Origin of the sequence: Brevibacterium sp. XM4083 (genome assembly GCF_006489205.2) — a bacterium.
GTDB lineage: Bacteria > Actinomycetota > Actinomycetes > Actinomycetales > Brevibacteriaceae > Brevibacterium.
This window is the reverse complement of the sequence record NZ_VFYR02000003.1, coordinates 532,643-549,182: the sequence shown is the minus strand read 5'-3', so window position 1 is coordinate 549,182 and position 16,540 is coordinate 532,643. Positions and strand designations below refer to the sequence as shown.

The 16,540-nt window shown below is 67.9% G+C and carries 15 protein-coding genes; 6 read left to right on the top strand and 9 right to left on the bottom strand.

Annotated elements, in window-relative coordinates; all coding sequences use genetic code 11:
- Positions 1–163 precede the first annotated feature (163 nt).
- Complete coding sequence (locus FJ887_RS11800) at positions 164–883, bottom strand: hypothetical protein (protein WP_249356610.1); 720 nt, start codon at positions 881–883, stop codon at positions 164–166.
- Positions 884–1,059: 176 nt separating this feature from the next.
- Here FJ887_RS11800 and FJ887_RS11795 point away from each other — a divergent pair, with 176 nt between their 5' ends.
- Both FJ887_RS11795 and FJ887_RS11790 read left to right on the top strand, forming a co-directional pair.
- Complete coding sequence (locus FJ887_RS11795) at positions 1,060–1,602, top strand: peptidylprolyl isomerase (protein ID WP_137824600.1); 543 nt, start codon at positions 1,060–1,062, stop codon at positions 1,600–1,602.
- Between the two features lie 35 nt (positions 1,603–1,637).
- On the top strand, positions 1,638–2,339 hold the full coding sequence (locus FJ887_RS11790) for a rhomboid family intramembrane serine protease (protein ID WP_171006969.1): 702 nt from the start codon (positions 1,638–1,640) through the stop codon (positions 2,337–2,339).
- 182 nt (positions 2,340–2,521) lie between these two features.
- Here FJ887_RS11790 and FJ887_RS11785 read toward each other — a convergent pair whose 3' ends face one another.
- Positions 2,522–3,250, bottom strand: a complete 729-nt coding sequence (locus FJ887_RS11785; RefSeq protein WP_137824599.1) for a cell division protein CrgA — start codon at positions 3,248–3,250, stop codon at positions 2,522–2,524.
- Between the two features lie 297 nt (positions 3,251–3,547).
- Between FJ887_RS11785 and FJ887_RS11780 the strand changes: the two genes are divergently transcribed.
- The 4 genes from FJ887_RS11780 to FJ887_RS11765 all read left to right on the top strand — a co-directional run bounded on the left by FJ887_RS11780 (position 3,548) and on the right by FJ887_RS11765 (position 6,294).
- A complete protein-coding gene (locus FJ887_RS11780; RefSeq protein ID WP_137824598.1) occupies positions 3,548–4,888 on the top strand; it encodes a class E sortase in 1,341 nt (446 codons plus the stop codon).
- A gap of 1 nt (position 4,889) precedes the next feature.
- Positions 4,890–5,060, top strand: a complete 171-nt coding sequence (locus tag FJ887_RS11775) for a hypothetical protein (RefSeq protein WP_171006968.1) — start codon at positions 4,890–4,892, stop codon at positions 5,058–5,060.
- A complete protein-coding gene (locus FJ887_RS11770; protein WP_140955415.1) occupies positions 5,057–5,713 on the top strand; it encodes an anthranilate synthase component II in 657 nt (218 codons plus the stop codon). Before FJ887_RS11775 ends, FJ887_RS11770 begins: the two co-directional genes overlap by 4 nt.
- Positions 5,714–5,781: 68 nt before the next feature.
- The gene (locus tag FJ887_RS11765) at positions 5,782–6,294 is read left to right on the top strand and encodes a GyrI-like domain-containing protein (RefSeq protein WP_137824596.1); all 513 of its coding nucleotides are present in this window, start codon (positions 5,782–5,784) and stop codon (positions 6,292–6,294) included.
- A gap of 39 nt (positions 6,295–6,333) precedes the next feature.
- Here FJ887_RS11765 and pknB read toward each other — a convergent pair whose 3' ends face one another.
- The 7 genes from pknB to FJ887_RS11730 form a co-directional block, all read right to left on the bottom strand.
- Positions 6,334–8,253, bottom strand: a complete 1,920-nt coding sequence (pknB, locus tag FJ887_RS11760; RefSeq protein WP_140955414.1) for a Stk1 family PASTA domain-containing Ser/Thr kinase — start codon at positions 8,251–8,253, stop codon at positions 6,334–6,336.
- A gap of 100 nt (positions 8,254–8,353) precedes the next feature.
- Positions 8,354–10,153: a protein kinase domain-containing protein gene (locus FJ887_RS11755; protein ID WP_140955413.1), complete on the bottom strand. Its 1,800-nt coding sequence runs from the start codon at positions 10,151–10,153 to the stop codon at positions 8,354–8,356.
- Entirely contained in the window at positions 10,150–11,619 is a 1,470-nt protein-coding gene (locus FJ887_RS11750) for a peptidoglycan D,D-transpeptidase FtsI family protein (protein WP_137824593.1), read from the bottom strand. Before FJ887_RS11750 ends, FJ887_RS11755 begins: the two co-directional genes overlap by 4 nt.
- Positions 11,616–13,223, bottom strand: coding sequence for an FtsW/RodA/SpoVE family cell cycle protein (locus FJ887_RS11745; RefSeq protein ID WP_140955412.1), 1,608 nt, complete (start codon positions 13,221–13,223; stop codon positions 11,616–11,618). The genes FJ887_RS11750 and FJ887_RS11745 overlap by 4 nt, the downstream gene beginning before the upstream one ends.
- Complete coding sequence (locus tag FJ887_RS11740) at positions 13,223–14,677, bottom strand: PP2C family protein-serine/threonine phosphatase (RefSeq protein ID WP_140955411.1); 1,455 nt, start codon at positions 14,675–14,677, stop codon at positions 13,223–13,225. The genes FJ887_RS11745 and FJ887_RS11740 overlap by 1 nt, the downstream gene beginning before the upstream one ends.
- Entirely contained in the window at positions 14,674–15,207 is a 534-nt protein-coding gene (locus FJ887_RS18550) for an FHA domain-containing protein FhaB/FipA (RefSeq protein WP_140955410.1), read from the bottom strand. Before FJ887_RS18550 ends, FJ887_RS11740 begins: the two co-directional genes overlap by 4 nt.
- On the bottom strand, positions 15,204–16,058 hold the full coding sequence (locus tag FJ887_RS11730; RefSeq protein WP_137824589.1) for a DUF3662 and FHA domain-containing protein: 855 nt from the start codon (positions 16,056–16,058) through the stop codon (positions 15,204–15,206). The genes FJ887_RS18550 and FJ887_RS11730 overlap by 4 nt, the downstream gene beginning before the upstream one ends.
- Positions 16,059–16,540: the final 482 nt, after the last annotated feature.

Below are 16,540 nucleotides of genomic sequence, written 5' to 3'. Positions count from 1 at the left end.
GCGCACTCAGGGGAACCTGAGATGCAGAGACGACTGACCTGCGGGGACGATTGAGCAGCAGAGACTGTGCAGCGGAAACGACTGAGCAGCGGAAACGACTGAGGCGGACCACCGGAGAGGTGGTCCGCCTCAGTCTTGGATGGCGCTGTGCTGAACAGTCAGCTCAGTGCTTCGCGTTGGAGTCCGTGGTCGGGTCGACGGCCGGCTTCGGAGTCGGGGTCGCCGGGGTGGCGGGAGCCTTCGACTCGGGCACCGGGGCCTGGCTGACGTTCGGGGTCGTGCCCTGGCGCGAGGCCGGGGTCGATCCGACGGGGCGGGCGTCGGCCGGACGGTTGTTCGGCAGCGGCGTCGACCAGGGGTCCTCGACCGGCTGGGCCTTCTTCCACACGTAGTAGCCGATGCCGGCGGCGGAGCCGACGACGAGCGTCCACACGAGGGCCTTCTTGCCGCCGCCGGACTTCTGCGCGGTCTCCTTCTGGATCCGCTTGCCGGCCTGCGCGAGGGCCTTGCGGGCCTTCTTCATCGCCTTCTTGTCACCGGTGAGGCGGACGGCGAGGTTGTCGATGAGCTGCGGGGTCTCCATCGCGGCGAGCGAGGTCGCGGCGGTGCCGGCGAACTTGCCGGCGCGCTCGGTGGCCTCGGGCCGGTAGGCTTCGATCCGGTCTGCCCAGTCGTGAACCTGCTGGTTCGCCTTCTCGGCGAGCGCCTCGACCTGGGGGCGGGCCTTCTCGGTGAATGCCTCGACGCGACCGTTGGCCTTATCGGCTGCCTCACGCAGTTTGGGAGCGGCGGCATCCGAGGCGTCGGCCAGGAAGCGGAGCGACGTCTTCTTCGCGGAATCGAGCTTCGACGCGAGCGGTTCCCGAGCTGGCTTCTTCGACATGAACATTCCCAATCCTCTTAAGTCCGGGGGCAACTGATCACTCCCCAGTCTACGGCCTGGCCCGGGGGGAGGGGCCACCGGAGGGCGAGGAATTTGCCTGCGGATCTGCTGGAGGTTTGTGCAAACCCTCCTTGACGGATCAGCAGATTCGCGGCCGGCGTGGAAGAATGAGGGGCATGTCCACATCTGCAACGAACACAGCGGTCCTGCACACCAACCATGGCGACATCACCATCAACCTCTTCGGCAACCACGCCCCGAAGACGGTCGCGAACTTCGTCGAACTCGCCACCGGTGAGCGCGAATACACCGACCCCCAGACCGGTCAGCCCACGAAGGGCGCCTTCTACGACGGCACCGGCTTCCACCGCATCATCTCGAACTTCATGATCCAGGGCGGCGACCCGCTCGGCACCGGCACCGGCGGACCCGGCTACGTCTTCGACGACGAGATCCACCCGGAGCTCCAGTTCGACCGCAAGTACCTGCTGGCGATGGCCAACGCCGGCAAGCAGATGGGCCGCGGCACCAACGGCTCGCAGTTCTTCATCACGACCGCTGAGACCCCGTGGCTCAACGGCAAGCACACGATCTTCGGCGAGGTCGCCGACGACGCCTCCCAGAAGGTCGTCGACGAGATCGAGGGTGTGCGCACCGGTGCGATGGACAAGCCGGTCGAGCCGGTCGTCATCGAATCCGTCGAGATCAAGGACGCCTGAGCACCGCCTCACACGATCTGCCCTACGATGGGTGCATGAGCACACCAGACAAGGGCCCGGCACGGGAAACCGGCCGGGCCCTTTCTCTGCACTTTCCTCCGGTGACGGCGACGATCATGATCGTCACCGGGCTCTCGTTCCTCCTCCAGCTGCTGCCCGGACTCGATCTCCTCCACCGGTTGAGCTACGTGCCGGCGCTCACCGTCGAGCAGCCGTGGCGTCTGCTCACCGTCGCCCTCGTCCACGAACAGCCCTCGCCGGTCCATCTGCTGGCCAACATGCTCGGCCTGTTCTTCTTCGGCTCGTTCGTCGAGCGCGCGCTCGGCCACTGGAGGTTCCTCGCCGTCTACGTCCTCGGCGCGATCGGCGGCTCCGTCATGGTCCTCCTCCTCGCCGAACCGTGGAGTCGGGACTGGGTGACGAACAACATCGGGGCGTCCGGCGCGGTGTTCGCGATCATCGGCGTCCTCCTCGTGCCGACGAAGCGGCTCGACCGCAACATCACCGGCGTCGTGCTCTTCGTCGTCCTCAACTTCGGCTACGGATTCCTCGTGCCGGGAGTCTCGTGGCAGGCGCACTTCGGCGGCCTCGTCACCGGATTCATCCTCGGCGCCGGTGCCCTGCTCGTGGGTCGGAAGCGCTCGGGACTCGTGTTCTGGCTCGTCGCGGCAGCCCTCGTCCTCGTCATGACGGTCGTGGTCATCGCGAAGACGGCCACTGCCGGGGCGGCGCCCTGAACTGCATTCGTGATTTGTCCACAGTGGTTATCCACACGGTGGATAACTTACATCGGTGTATTTCTGCTGGTCACAGGCGTGGAAAAAGTTATGCACAGGACAGTGCGCGGGCTTGGGTATAACTCAACCCCTCCCTCGGCCCGTGTGGCGGGCCGAGGAAGGGGTGAGTGGGCGCAGGTGGCCTAGCGCCAGCGCGTGGACATGATGAGGCCCGCGACGAAGAACGCGAAGCCGATGAGGATGTTCCAGTTGCCCCATGCCTCGACAGGGAACGCACCCTGCGTGATGTAGAACGTGACGAGCCAGATGAGGCCGATGAGCAGGAGGCCGATGAGCACCGGGAGGAACCAGCGCGGGTTCGGCTTGATCGTCTGCTGGCCGGCTTCGGAGGTGTAGCTCGCGGTCTTGCGGCCCTGTGAGCGCTTGGCCGGATTGCCCGAACGGGTCGTGCGCTTCGCTCCCGCCTTCTTCGCCGACTTCTCCTTGGCCGACGACTTCTCCTTGGAGGCTGCGGTGGATTTCGCGGCACCGGACTTCGCGGTGCCCTTGGAGACAGCGGTGTCTTTAGTCGCCGAGTCCTTGGCCGTCGAGTCCGTCGACGTCGAGTCCGTCGTCGCGGAGTCGTTGTCGTCTTCGTCGGAGTCCGTCTCGGCGTCGTCCTTCGCGTCGTCCTTCGCCGAGGTGGTCTCCGACTTCGCAGCTGCCGTGGACTTCTCGTCGGCATCGTCTTCGACGACCTCGACCTCGTCGACGATGACAACGTCGGTCTCGGTGCCGTCGGCATCGACGACCTCGGTGACCTCGATGTCGGTCTCGTCGACCACGGTGGCGTCATCAGCCGTCGTCTTGGCTTTCGCCGCATTGCGCGTGGTGCGCTGAGGGCGCGAGGTCCGTCCATGGGACTTGGCCACGAGTACTCCTTCGACAGCGACCCCAGGGGCGGGCCACCGATTCACTGGTCGGGGACAATCGCCCCTCAGTCTACTCGGGTGGCGGGGCTGAATGAAAAACCTGACCCCAGACTTCGAGTGAGCTGTGAACCCGCCACAGCGCCGTGTTCATGCGATAAAGTGCATTAGGGTGTCCCCGCTTGTCCACAGGGCGAGCCCCGGATTCAAGGTCATAGGCACGGTGCAGCAGTGGTGAATAGTTCCTCCTCGGGTAACGAAGCGTCTTCGCGACCCACCATCCGATCCGCACAGCGGCGGATGCCCACTCCCCAGACACCGCCGACCCACCCCGCAGAGCCGGTCACGGGCCAGGGCGATGCGGGTCCGGCGACCCAGCCCTTCCGGATCGATGCCGCCTCGGCGAACACCGCAGACTCCACCTCCGCCGCTGATTCCACCGCTCCTGCAAACGCCGGCACGAACTACGACGCACCCCTGCCGAGCCGCCGCGAACTGCGCCGCCGTGAAGCCGCTGCTGCCGCCGGTGGTACCGGGGTCGGAGCAGCCGCCGGCACTGCAGCCGGGGAGGGACGCGCCGACGCCCCGCCGCTGCGCTCCGAGCCCACCGAGGCGATGCCCGCCTGGTCCCAGCAGCACGCACAGCAACAGCCTCAGGCGTACCCGCCCACGGGTGCGCAGCCGACGATGGTCCAGCCCGCCTACGCCGACACCACCGGCAACGCTGCCTCCCCCGGAGCGGGTTACGCAGCAGCGGGCTATGCGGCAGCAGCGGCTGCTCCCGCGGCAGCAGGACCCGGCAGTCCTGGCGGTCCGGGAGGCCCCGGAGGCCCGAACGGCCCAGGCGGTCCCGGCGACGGGGGCTCGGGCGGAGGCCGACGGAAGAAGCAGCCGGTCCAGCGTCAGCCGATCGGCCCGATTCGCGGGACGATCCGCACCTTCGGTGAACTCTGCATCACCGCGGGGCTCGTCCTCATCCTCTTCGTCGTCTGGCAGCTGTGGTGGACGGACCTCGAGGCCAACCGCGACAACGAGGTGCTCGCCGACCAGCTGACGAAGGACTGGGCGAACCAGGACCCCAATCAGCTGCCGGACGATCCGGACGAACCCGTCGTGGCCGAGCCGGTCGAGAAGAACACCGCGTTCGGCATCTTCTACATCCCGCGCTTCGGCGACGACTACTACCGGACGCTCGCCGAGGGAGTCGACCTCGAACCCGTGCTCAACCGCATGGGTGTGGGCCGCTACCCGAACTCCGCGATGCCCGGCGAGGTCGGCAACTTCTCCGTCGCCGGCCACCGCGTCACCTACGGCAAGCCGTTCAACCAGATCGCGAAGCTCCAGCCCGGTGACGAGATCGTCGTGCAGACGAAGGACGGGTTCTACACGTACACGTTCCGCAACTTCGACATCATCCTCCCCGATGCCGTCGAGGTGCTCGCCCCGGTGCCCGACCAGCCCGACTACAAGGGCAAGGACCGGATCCTCACCCTGACCGCGTGCAACCCGATGTTCTCCGCGCGTGAGCGCTACATCGCCTACGCCGAGCTCACCGAATGGCGCCCGGCCGGCGAGGGCCCGCCGGACGCGATCAAGGATTCGAAGGCGTACGACAAAGTCAGCAAGAGCGGAGGAGCGTGACATGTACGGACTGATCTGGCGGATTCTGCCCGGGCCGTGGTTCGTCAAACTCGTTCTCGCCCTCATCCTCATCGCGGCCGTCGTCTACCTGCTCATGCAGTACGTCTTCCCCGCCCTCGCCCCCTACATGCCGTTCAACAACGCGACCGTGACCGATGAGGGCGGGCAGTGACCCGTATCCTCGTCGTCGACAATTACGACAGCTTCGTCTACACCCTCGTCGGCTATGTCCGGGAGCTCGGGGCGAGCGCCGACGTCATCCGCAATGACGATCTGTCCGCCGAGGCGGCCGTGGAGCTGGCGCGCGGATACGACGGCATCCTGCTGTCCCCGGGACCGGGTGTGCCCGCGGAGTCCGGGGTGTGCCCCGACCTCATCCGCTGGGCCGCCGAGGCGGGCCGCCCGCTGTTCGGGGTGTGCCTCGGGCATCAGGCCCTCGGCGAGGTCTTCGGGGCGACGGTGACGCATTCGCCGGTCCTCATGCACGGCAAGACCTCGGTCATCACCCACGACGGGGAGGGCATCTTCGCCGGCTGCCCCTCGCCGCTGACGGTGACCCGGTACCACTCGCTCGCGATCGTCGACGAGACGATCGACCTCGAGACCTTCGCCGTCACCGCGCGCACCGCCGACGACGTCGTCATGGCCATCGAGCACCGCAGCGCACCCCTCTACGGCGTCCAGTTCCACCCGGAGTCCGTCCTCACGGAATCGGGCTACCTCATGCTCGGCAACTGGCTCGAGGTCTGCGGACTGTCCGGTGCGGCCGCCCGCGCCGCTGCGATGTCTCCGCTCGCCTCGGCGATCTCCGCTCCCTCGGCCTGAGCGGCACTTCCGCCTCCCGGGCTCAAGCGCTTAGGATCAACTCAGAGGATCCAGTGAGAGGACATCCCATGGAAGAGCCGAGTTACTTCCCGACCGAGCCGTATCGCGAACTCACCGTCTTCGAGGCCCAGCCCGTGCCCACGGTCGTCGTCGAAGCCCAGAACCATCCGATGAGCGAGCTGCCGGCCCTCTTCGACGCCGTGTACTCCCGGCTCTTCCCCGCACTCGCCGAGGCGGGGGTCGAGCCCGCGGGACCGGCGTTCTCCCTCTACACGCGTCCGCCCACGGACACCGTCGACATCCAGGTGGGCATCCCCGTGGCCACGGGTCTGAGTCAGGCGCTCGAGCTCGGCGACGACCTCACCGCGATCCCCGCCGAACTGCCCGGCGGATCGGTCGGAGCGATCTCCCACCTCGGCGGATTCGACGGTCTCGCCGAAGCGTGGAATGCCCACATGCAGGGTCTCGTCGCCGCCGGCCATCACCCGGACATGCCGTTCTTCGAGGTCTACGTCACCGAACCGAGACCGGACATGGACCCGGCGGACCTGCGCACGGACCTCTTCGTCACGCTCGGCTGAGCGCCCCACGGCGGCTGAACACCCTCTTCGGCTGAGAGCTCAGTCGCCGTTGCCCCTGGCGTCGGCCCAGTCGTCGAACCACGAGCTGCCGCCGCCGACGGCACCGTCGTTCGACGTGCCGCCGCCGTTGCCGTTGTCCCCGCCGCTGCCATCGGGGCTGTCGGTCGGTGACGGTGCAGTCGGGATGCCGCCGGGGATCGACGGGATCGTCGGGGACGGCTCCGGCGGCTTCTTGGCCACGCGGATGGTGATCTCCGAATCCTGCGCGACATCGGAGCCGCCCGGGGTCGACTGCTCGAAGACCTTGCCCTCCTCCTGATCGGCGGTCTCGACCTCTTCGACCTTGCACTGGAGCTTGTAGTCGTCGCCGGACAGGGTGCTGCAGGCCTCCTCCTGCGTCTGCCCGAGGACATCGGGCACCTTGACGAGTCCCGAGGACACGACGAGATCGACGTTCGAGTCGACATCGACCTTCTCGCCCTCGCCGGGCTTCGTCTCGATGACGACGCCCTTCTTCACATCCGGTGAGTTCTGGGAGATGTGGGTGCCCGCCTGGAGTTTCGCATCGTTGAGGATCTTCCTCGCCTCCTCCTCGGTCTTGCCCGCGACCTCGGGAACGGTGACATTTTCGGGCCCCAGGGAGACGACGAGTTTGACGGTGCTGTTCTCCGGGATGCTCTGGCCGGCGGCCGGATCCGTCGAGATCGCACTGCCCTCATCGACGTCGGCGTTGTACGTCTCCTCCGTCGTGACGTCGAATCCCTGATTGCGCAGCTGCGCCTCGGCGGCATCGGCATCCATGCCTGCGACGTCGGCGACCTGGACCTGGACGATCGGTTCGGGCTTGTTGATCTCGTACACCCACAGAGCGACGGCCGCGAGGGCGAGGAGGACGAAGATGCTGCCGATCCAGATCCACGCCTTCGAGCGCTTCTTCACCGGCTGCTGCTCCTGCCGGGTCATGATCTGGGAGACCGGACCGGTCTCGGGAGCCGCCTCGGCGTCGAGCGGGTAGGCCTGCGTCGCCGGCGGCGGACCCATCATTCCGGCCCCACCGGCCGCGGCGAACGCCTGCGTGCGATCGAGGTCGCCGTCGATGCTCAGCGGTCGGCCGTCGCGCGCGGCGAGGACGTCTTCTCGGAACGTGTAGGCGTCCTGGTAGCGCTCGTCGCGATCCTTCTTCAGGGCGTGGAGGACGAGCCGATCGACCTCCGGGGGCACCTCGGGGTTGTAGAAGCTCGGCGGCTGCGGCGTCTCACCGACATGCTGATACGCCACGGCGAGCTGGGAGTCGCCGACGAACGGGGGCCGTCCGGCGAGCAGTTCGTAGAGGAGGCACGCGGTCGAGTAGAGGTCGGACCGGGCGTCGACGACCTCGCCGCGGGCCTGCTCGGGGGAGAGGTACTGTGCGGTGCCGACGACCGACTGGGTCTGGGTCAGGCCGCTGTTGTCCTTGAGCGCACGGGCGATGCCGAAGTCCATCACCTTGATGTCGCCGTCGGGAGTGAGCATGACGTTCGCGGGCTTGATGTCGCGGTGGACGATGCCGTTGCGGTGGGAGTACTCGAGCGGAGCGAGGACCCCGGCGATGACGTTGAGCGCCTCGTCGACGGTGAGCGTGCCGTGTTCGTTGAGGACCTCGCGCAGGGTCTGACCCTCGACGTACTCCATGACGATGAAGGGCACGGAGACGCTCGAGCCGCCGGATTCGACGAAGTCCTCCTCACCGGAGTCGTAGACGGCGACGATGCCGGGATGGTTGAGACCGGCAGCGGACTGCGCTTCGCGCTTGAGTCGCGTGTGGAAGGAGGGGTCGCGCGCAAGATCGGACCGCAGAAGCTTGATCGCGATGCGTCGACCCAGACGGGTGTCGACGCCCTCGTGCACCTCTGCCATGCCCCCACGGCCGAGGAGGGCACGGACTTCGTACCTCTCCGACAGCACCTTGGGCTCAGTCATGTACTTCCTCCGCGTATGTCACCCGGACGCGTTGAGCAGTCCGGGCAGTTCCTCAAGATTACTATTCTTCGCTCGTCCCATGTCCCAGTCGCCTCGGCGGCTAACCCTCGTCTCCGCTGGAGTCCGTGGTCGCGTTCGTGCCGTTTCCGTTGTTGCCGTTGGAGTTCGCTCCGCCGTTCGGGTTCGACCCGGGATTCGAGCTCGCTCCGCTGTCGGAATTCGCTGACGATCCGCTCTCCGAGCCCGACTCCGAGGACGAACCGGAGTTCGAATCCGAAGAGGACCCGCTGTCGGAGCTCGACGACGACCCGCTGTCCGAGGTCGACGAGGATCCCGAATTCGACCCGGAGTCGGACGATGAGCCCGAGTCCGACCCGCTGCCCGAGCTCGAATTCGATCCGGAGTCGCTGCTCGGTTCGCTCGGCCGTGACGTCCGCGTCGGCTCGGGGGCCGGCTCCTCGGCCGGTCCTGAGGAGATGTAGAGAGTGACGGTGTCGCCCTCTTCGAACGTGTAGCCGCCGCCGTCGGCCTCGCCGACCTCGGCGACGGTGCCCTCAGACCGGTTCGAGTCGACCGTCTGAGTGTCGACCTGGAGGCCCTGACGTTCGAGGTTCTGCGTCGCCGAGGACTCGGACTGGCCGATGTAGTCATTCGGGTCGATCTCGATCTCCTGCGGCGCCTGCGAGGTCGTCGCACTCGTCGACGGGGCGGGAGCCGGCTCTTCGCCGTTCTGCCCGAGGAAGTACCAGAGGAGGGACCCGACGGCGATGAGCGCGAGGATCGCGAGGACCCAGATGAGGATCCTCCCCTTCTTCGACTGCTTCTTCTCCAGCTCGTCGTCGGTGCCGTTGGGATCGTTCGGGTCGCCTGCGGCGACGGCCTGGTTGTAGCCGGTTCCCGCGGGCGGTCCGTAGCCGGGCTGCTGATCGGCGCTGTAGACGCGGGTCGCATCGTTGCTCGAGGTGGTCGGCATGACCTGCGTCGAGGGCACCGGGTCGGGGTCGTTGAAGACCTGCGTGAGCGCCTCGGACGCGGCATTGCCGTGGCGCATCTGCGGCAGCGCGGCCTCGGCGGCGGCGACGTTGCCCACGGCCAGCGCCTCGGCGGCCTTCGCCACGGCCATCGCGTCGTCGGGTCGACGTTCGGGCTTCTTCTCGAGCAGGGAGTCGACGAACCGGCGCATCGGCTCGGAGACCGTGTCCGGCAGCGGCGGGTGCTGCTGGTTGACCTGGGCGATCGCGATCGCGACCTGCGAGTCCCCGGTGAAGGGACGCTGGCCGGCGAGGGCCTCGTAGGCGATGATGCCGAGCGCGTAGAGGTCGGATCCGGGACCCGAGCCCTTGCCGGTGGCCTGTTCGGGGGCGAGGTACTGGGCGGTGCCCATGACCTGACCGGTCTTCGTCAGCGGCGCCTGGTCGGTGACCCGGGCGATGCCGAAGTCGGTGATCTTGACCCGGAAGTCCGGGGTCATGAGGATGTTGCCGGGCTTGATGTCGCGGTGGACGACACCGACCTTGTGGGCGGCGCCGAGCGCCTGCGCGGCCTGCGCGACGATGCTCAGCGTGTCCTCCTCGGACAGCGGGGCGCTGCGTTCGATGATCGTCGACAGGGGTTCGCCGGGCACGTACTCCATGACGAGGTAGGGCGAGCCGTCCTCGTCGCCGTAGTCGTAGACGCCGGCGATGCCGGGATCGGAGACGCGGCCCATGTTCTGCGCCTCGGCGCGGAAGCGGGCGAGGAACGTCGAGTCCGAGAGGTATTCGTCCTTGAGGATCTTCGCGGCGACCTCGCGTCCGAGCACGGAGTCGACGCCCTTCCACACCTCGCCCATGCCGCCCACGGCGATCCGCGAGGTCAGGGTGTACCGGTTCCCCAGCTGAGTGCCTTCACTCGGCCTCATTTGTCGACCACCGCTTCCATCATGTCCTTGGCGATCGGTCCTGCGACCGTCGCTCCGTAAGCTTCATTGCCGGCGTTGCCGCCGTTCTCGACGACGACCGCGACCGCGATCTGCGGGTCGTCGGCAGGGGCGAAGGAGATGAACCACGCGTGCGGGGCCGCGCCCTGCGCGTGCTGGGCGGTGCCCGTCTTCGCCGCGACCTGGACGCCGGGGATCTGGGCCACCGAGGCGGTGCCGTCGGTGACGACGCCCTGCATCATCGTGTTGAGCTCTTCGGCCGTCTGCCCGGAGACGGGACGCGAGAGCTCTGTGGGCCTCGTCTCCGTGATCGGCTCGAGGGTGTTCGCGTTGAGCACGCGGTTGACGAGCTCCGGCTTCATCATCTTGCCGTCGTTGGCGATGCCCGCGGTCATCATCGCCATCTGCATCGGCGTCGAGCGGACCTCGAACTGGCCGAGCGAGGACTGCGCGAGCTGCGGCGGGTTGAGGTCGGAGGGGAACGTCGAGGGGGTCACGGTGAGCGGGATCGAGAGGTCCTGGCCGAAGCCGAACTTCGCGGCCTGCTCGGCGATCGCGTCCTCACCGAGATCCATGCCGAGGGAGGCGAAGGACGTGTTGCACGATTCAGCGAGCGACTCCGCAAGGGTGGGGCGACCGCCGCTGCGGCAGGCCCCGGCGTGGGAGTTGCTGATCGTCGCCGTCGTCTGCGGCAGATCGAGGGTGGCCGGGCCGTTGAGCCGCGAATCCGGCGTGTAGTCGCCCGATTCGAGGGCGGCGGCCGCGACGAGGACCTTGAAGGTCGAGCCGGGCGGGTAGAGGTTGCCGCCGATCGCGCGGTTGTAGGCCGGGTTCTCCGGGTCGTTGTTGAGCTGCTCGAACGCCGCGCGCGCCTCGTCCGGGTTGTGGCTGGCGATCGGGTTGGGGTCCCAGCCCGGCGTCGAGGCCATCGCGAGGATCTTCCCGGTCTTCGGGTCGAGCGCGACCGCCGCGCCGGTCTGGTTGCCGAGACCGTCCCAGGCCGCCTGCTGGACGTCGGGGTCGACGGTGAGCTCGACCGCGGCACCGCGCGGCTGCTCCCCGGTGAAGAAGCTGCCGACCTTGTCGTAGAAGAGGGCGTCGGAGTCACCGGAGAGGTAGTCACCGGCGGCGCGCTCCATGCCCGAGGCACCGGAGACGATCGAGTAGTACCCGGTCATCGACGCGTACGCGCGGGGATCGAGGCCGTCCGAGCCGTACTGGCGCTGGAACCGGTAGCGGTCGTCGACGGGTTCGGAGTAGGCGATCGGCGTGCCGTCGACGAGGATCGGTCCCCGGTCGCGGGAGAGCTGATCGAGGATCTGCCGGTTGTTGAGCGGGTTGGCGTTGAGGGAGTCGGCGGTGACGAACTGCACCCAGCTCGTCGAGCCGAAGAGCAGGGCGAACATGACGAAGCCGACGACTCCGATGTGCGTGAGCGACTTCTTCATCGGTCTCCTCCCTGGGTGGGCTCGTCGGTCGGGCGCTGGTCGGGGCCGCTGGGGCGCCGGGTGCTGAGGTTCGTGGTGACCGCCTCGTCGGCGGGCGTCGTCGCGTGGACCGTCGTCGGCGACTCATCGGAGCTGGTCCGGTCGCTGGGGCTGTTCCGGTGTTCAGCGTCGGTCCGGTCGCTGTCGTCGGCGGACTTCTTCCGGCGGCGCGCCGAGGCGGTCGTGGAGTCGGGGTCCTCGGTGATCTTGAGGACGCCGGTGTGGAATTCGTCGACCGGGCGGCGGGCATTGTCCGACATCCGCAGCAGGAGGGCGATGATCACCCAGTTCGCGACGAGGGACGATCCGCCCTGAGCGAGGAACGGCGTGGTCAGACCGGTGAGCGGGATGAGGCGGGTGACGCCGCCGACGACGACGAAGACCTGGAGGGCGATCGTGAACGAGAGCCCCGCGGCGAGCAGGGTGCCGAAGCCGTCGCGCAGCTTCTGCGCGGTCCTGATGCCGCGTTCGAAGATGAGGAGGTAGCAGAGCAGGATGACGAAGAGGCCGGCCATGCCGAGCTCCTCGCCGAAGCTCGCGTAGATGAAGTCGGATTCCGCATAGGGGACCATGTTCGGGCGTCCCTCGCCGAGCCCGGTGCCGACGAGACCGCCGTTGGCCATCCCGAACAGACCCTGGACGAGCTGGTAGGACCCGCCCGGCGTCTTGTTGTACTCCTCAGCGGTGAGCGCATTGAGCCAACCGTCGATGCGCTGCTGGACGTGGGAGAAGAGCAGGGTCGCGAGGACGGCGCCGGCGGCGAAGAAGGACATGCCGATGATGATCCACGAGACCTTCGAGGTCGCGACGTAGAGCATGGCGACGAAGAGGCCGAAGAAGAGGAGGGAGGTGCCGAGGTCGCGTTCGAAGACGAGGACGCCGACGCTGGCGATCCACGCGATGACGATGGGGCCGAAGTCGCGCAGCCGGGGGAAGCGAATGCCGAGGATCTTCGGGCCTGCGAGCACGAGCTGGTCGCGGTAGGCGACGAGGTAGCCGGCGAAGAAGATCGCGAGGAGGATCTTCGCGATCTCACCGGGCTGGAACGACAGCGGTCCGATGCCGATCCAGATGCGGGCGCCGTTGATCGTCCTGCCGAGGCCCGGGATGAGGGGCAGCAGGAGGAAGAAGAGCGCGAGGAAGCCCGAGACGTAGGTGTAGCGGCGCAGCCAGCGGTGGTCGCGGAGGACGATGAGCACGGTGATCGCGAGCCCCACGCCGAGCGTCATCCAGATGAGCTGCTGGGTGGCGCTGTCGAGGAACTCCACGCGACCGAGGTCGACGCGGTGGATCATCGCCAGGCCGAGGCCGTTGAGGAGGACGGCGATGGGCACGAGGACGGGATCGGCGTACTTCGCCTTCCACCACACGACGATGTGGATGAGGAGGGCGAGAGCCGTCAGCCACGCCATGTACCCGTAGATGTCGGTCGGCATGGCATCGTCGACGCCGAGCCCGACGAGCGCGTAGGCACTCGTCGAGGCGACGATCGCCAGGATGATGAGCCCGAGCTCGGCCAGGCGGTAGGGCCTGGGCCGGGCTGCCTGGGAGACGGAGTCTGACATCACTGCGACTCCTGAGTGATCGCGTCACTGGGTTCGGCGCTCTGCCCGTTGGGCGGGGACGGGGCCGGATCGCTCGGCGCGGTCGCATCCTCGGCGTTGCCGGAGACGGTGCCGGCGCTCTCGGCCTCCCGGCGGAGATTGTCGATGATCCGGTCCGCCTCTTCGCGGGAGTCGGCCTGGATCGAGCTGCGCAGCCGGTCCTGGGAGAAGCTGTTGAGCGCGTCGACCTGGATGTCGGTGGTGTCCTCGAGGCGGCTGAGCTCGATGGGGCCGAGTGTCGTGTCGAGCCCGCGGTAGAGCGTGACCTGGCCGTTCTCGTTCGTCAGGTAGTAGTGGTTGTTGATGTAGTTGTAGGCGAAGAAGCCGGCCACGGCGAGTGCGATGATGACGATGGCGGCGATGATCCACCCGAGGTAGGAGCGCTTCTCGACGTCCTCAGGCTCGTCGTCCTCATCGGACTCGGCCGCATCCTCGGTCTCGTCCTCGGTCAGCGTCCGCACGGACCCGGCGGGCACCTCGGCGGTGGGTTCCTGCCCGGAATCACCGGACCCGGCATCGGTCACGGTCTGCAGGGGCACGGTGTCGGTGGGGACGTCGGTGTTCGCGAAGTCGTGCTGGGCGGTCGCGCCGTCGCCCTCCGGGCGGGTGCCGATCGTCGCGTACTGCGGGTTGAGGTGGACGGAGCCCACGGATTTGCCCTGGGCGGTCTCGACGGTGCCCTCGATGACGTCGCCGATGACGACGGTGACGTTGTCGGCTCCGCCCCCGGCCAGAGCGAGGTCGATGAGCTGGCGGCAGGCCTCGTCGGGGTCGGCCACCTCGGCGAGGACCCGGGTGATGTCGCCGATGTCGGCGAACCCGGTGAGACCGTCGGAGCAGAGCAGCCAGCGGTCGCCGACGTGGGCCTCGCGCAGGGAGAGGTCGAGGTCAGGGGACGTGCCGACGTCGCCGAGGACCTTCATGACGACGGAGCGCTGGGGGTGGGTGTCGGCTTCCTCGGCGGTGATGCGGCCCTCGTCGACGAGCATCTGGACGAAGGTGTGGTCGTGGGTGACGGCGTGGAGTTCGCCGTCGCGGTAGACGTATCCGCGGGAGTCGCCGATGTGGGCGAGCGCGAAGCGGTTGCCCGGCGCGCGCAGGAGAGCGGTGACGGTCGTGCCCATGCCGGCGAGTTCGGGCTGTTCGGCGACGCCGCGGCAGATGCGATCGTTGGCGTCGAGGATCGAGGTGCGGAGGATCTCGAGGGCGTCCTCGCCTCCGGTCTCACGGTCGAGTTCGGCGAGGCGGGAGACGGTGATCGCCGAGGCGACGTCACCGCCGGCGTGCCCGCCCATGCCGTCGGCGATGAGGAGGAAGTTGGGGCCCGCGTACCCCGAGTCCTGGTTGTTCTTGCGCACGAGCCCGGTGTGAGACCGGGCTGCGGAGCGAAGGGTGATCGTTCCGTCGGTCGTCACGATTGGGTCTCCAACGTCGTATGTCCGATGGTGATCTGAGTGCCGATGCCCAGGTCGAACGGGGCGGTGATGCGCGAACCGTCGACGAACGTGCCGTTCGTCGAGCTGAGGTCCTCGAGCACCCAGGCGCCGTTCCTCGCGATGATCCGGGCATGGTGGCTCGAGGCGAAGTCGTCGTCGATGACGATCGTGTTGTCCGGCGCGCGCCCGAAGGTCACGGGTGCCCCGGAGAGGATGAGCGAGGTGCCGGCCATCGGACCGGCCGTGACCCGGATCGAGCCGGGATTCGCCCGGGGTGCCGGACGCGAGGGCACCGGTGCGGGCTGGGCCTGCTGGTTCTGGGTCTGCTGGTTCTGGGCGGGAGCGGACTGGCGCGAGGAGCCCCGCGCGGCCTTGTTCTTCTTCGCCTTGCGTGGCCCGCGCCGTGCGCCGAAGATGTCCCGCCTGAGCACGCCTGCCACCCCGAAGACGAAGAGCCAGAGGATGACGAAGAACGCGAACCGGAAGACGGTGACGGTGAATTCGCTCACAGAGAGTCCTGTTCGGTGTAGCGCACATCGGCGTCGCCTGCCGTGAGCACATCACCGTTGCTGAGGTTGGCGGAGGTCAGTTTGCGTCCGTGGAGCAGCGTGCCGTTCGTCGAGCCGAGGTCGTTGGCGACGGCATGGTCGCCCTCGACGACGATCTCGAAGTGGCGGCGCGAGACACCGGGGTCGTCGATGACGAAGTCCGAGCTGTTCGATGAGCGTCCGAAGACGTTGCTGCCCTGACGCAGGGGGTAGGTCTGTCCGTTGATGTCGACGCTCGCCTCGATCGTGCGCTGCCGGGCCGGGGCGGCCTGGCGGATCGGGGTCGACGACCGTGCCGGCTCACTCGAGCGCCGAGGTGCGGCCTGGCGCTGCGGCACGGGACGGGAGGTCGACGCCGGGGCCGGTTCGACGATGTTGTGGGAGCGGGAGACCGGATCGTAGCCGCCGCGGTTGGCCGGCTGCGCCGCCGGAGACCCGTCGGGACGCTGGGTGCTCGAGACGACGCGGTACATGCCCGTGTCGAGGTCGTCGGCTTCGACGAAGTCGACGGAGACCGGCCCGACGAAGCTGTACGCCTGCTCGATCGCGTGGTCGCCGATGACCTGCCGGAGATCGGCCCGCAGTTCGGTCTCGATGCCGGAGAGGCGCTCGAAGTCGGCGGGGGAGAGCTCGATCGTGTAGTGGTTCGCGGTCAGGGTGCGCCCGCGGGAGACGACGGCCGCCTTGTTGTCGGCTTCGCGACGAAGGGCCCCGCCGAGTTCGACGGGTTCGACCTGGGAGCGGAAGGCCTTCGCGAAGGCGCCGTTGACGACGTTCTCCAGTCCCTTCTCGAAGCGATCGAGAATTCCCATGGCACCTCCTCCGGTTCGGCATCGTCTGTCTCGTGTTCGGGCGGTCGGCCAGAACGTGGGCACATGGTCTGCACTGCTCTTTCGCGTGGGCGTGACCGTATCCGGCGCGAGGCGCCGTTTCGGGTACACCAACACCCAATCCTAACGCGGAGGCGCTCTCATCTCACGTCCTGCGCGATCTCGGGGCGCACCTCGGCGGGGATTCACTGTGTGCGTTCAGCCTGGCAGGACACGTTGAGCAGCCCGTCGGTGACGGGGAGCCGAGGGCGGCGGTGGGGTGCGGGAGCGTATTGGGGACGGTGTCGGCAACGGGCCGCAGCTGTGCGGTGGCGGGAGCGATGCCGATGGGTGCCGGCGGGGCATCGGCGGGGTGGTTGAACCGGGACTCAGGCGAGCCGGTGGAATGGTCGGTACGGTGCCGGAAGAACGGCGAAAGTGTGAAGGTCGCCACTTTTCGGTGGTTTCTGCGGCGATTTCGGCTG